Source organism: Testudinibacter sp. 'clade 2', assembly GCF_006227735.1.
GTDB lineage: Bacteria > Pseudomonadota > Gammaproteobacteria > Enterobacterales > Pasteurellaceae > Chelonobacter.
The window spans coordinates 1-1,078 of record NZ_VDHB01000246.1 but is presented as its reverse complement, the minus strand read 5'-3'; the positions used below and the strand labels follow the sequence as shown (position 1 = coordinate 1,078).

The following is a 1,078-nucleotide window of genomic DNA, read 5'->3' as shown; positions in this document are numbered from 1 at the left end:
TAATTACAGTATATGACGCAATTAAAAATCAATTGTCTGAAAACGTATATCCTTTTGCCTCTGACCCTGCTGGTAATTTTATATGTTTTTTATTGATAGAAAATGAGATTAAAGGAATTTATTATTGGAAACACGAGGAAGAATTTGATATAGAAAACAGAAAAATAAGAAATATTAATAATGGAATTTTTAGTAATATGGAATTTCTTTCACCATCGTTAAAAATATTTTTAGAGAATTTATACTCCCCTGAATAATTACTCCAATCGTCAATAGGCGGTTTTATTTTAAGGTAACACCATATTGTAGAACCGCACGACAAAGGCAATACTGATGGGGATAGCAAACCAAAAAATGGTGATGATGGCGGTGCAACACCAAGAAGCCATGCGCCTGATGCGCCCAATGCTAAAAAAGGAGACGGTAAAGCTTTTGCAGATGGTGGAGATGCATCGATACCACCAAAAGAAGATTCTACTACTCCCAAAAGTGGAAATAGTTCAACAAAGGGCGGTGCGCACAAAGATTTGGATTTGGATTTGGATAATACTATTGCAGAGGGTAAAAAAGTTGAAACAGTAGAATAAAGGCATCATATGCCAAGCCAACATAGTGGTAACAAAGGTGGAAATGGCGGTGCTATAACAATGAAAACTCCAGATCATAAAAAGACTGCTTCTTGGGATAATATTGAAGGTTCAAAAGATTATAGAGATAAACAAAAAGAATTAATAGAACAAGGTAAATTTGAAGAAGCTTTTGATGTGGATGTTAAAAATATAAAGCACAAATTCGATGATAAGTATGATGAAGCAATTGAACAATTAAGAGAATGGTATAAAAAGAATGGTATTAAAACATGAAATACATAATTAAACCTTTGGTTTCGGTTGGAAATTTTATTTTTAATGAACAACGCAGTAATATTATTCAACTGGTTAATCTTCGTTTAAAAGGAACAGAACAAAAACAGCACGCTATAAACAATTATATTATTGATGATTATGAAGGATTACTTGCATATTATAACGAACATAACAACCGATTGTTTTATGTCCTTTTTGTACCAAACCTCGAG

At 32.5% G+C, this 1,078-nt stretch carries 4 protein-coding genes; all 4 read left to right on the top strand.

The genetic code is table 11. The features are described from left to right. Positions 1 to 257: SMI1/KNR4 family protein (locus tag FHQ30_RS13010; protein WP_176552784.1), on the top strand; the 257-nt coding region annotated here is incomplete at its 5' end. Between the two features lie 76 nt (positions 258 to 333). Then, the gene (locus tag FHQ30_RS13005) at positions 334 to 582 is read left to right on the top strand and encodes a hypothetical protein (RefSeq protein ID WP_139615075.1); all 249 of its coding nucleotides are present in this window, start codon (positions 334 to 336) and stop codon (positions 580 to 582) included. 14 nt (positions 583 to 596) lie between these two features. Further along, positions 597 to 863, top strand: a complete 267-nt coding sequence (locus FHQ30_RS13000; RefSeq protein WP_139615076.1) for a hypothetical protein — start codon at positions 597 to 599, stop codon at positions 861 to 863. Next, positions 860 to 1,078: hypothetical protein (locus FHQ30_RS13500; RefSeq protein WP_500692280.1), on the top strand; the 219-nt coding region annotated here is incomplete at its 3' end. The genes FHQ30_RS13000 and FHQ30_RS13500, both read left to right, overlap by 4 nt.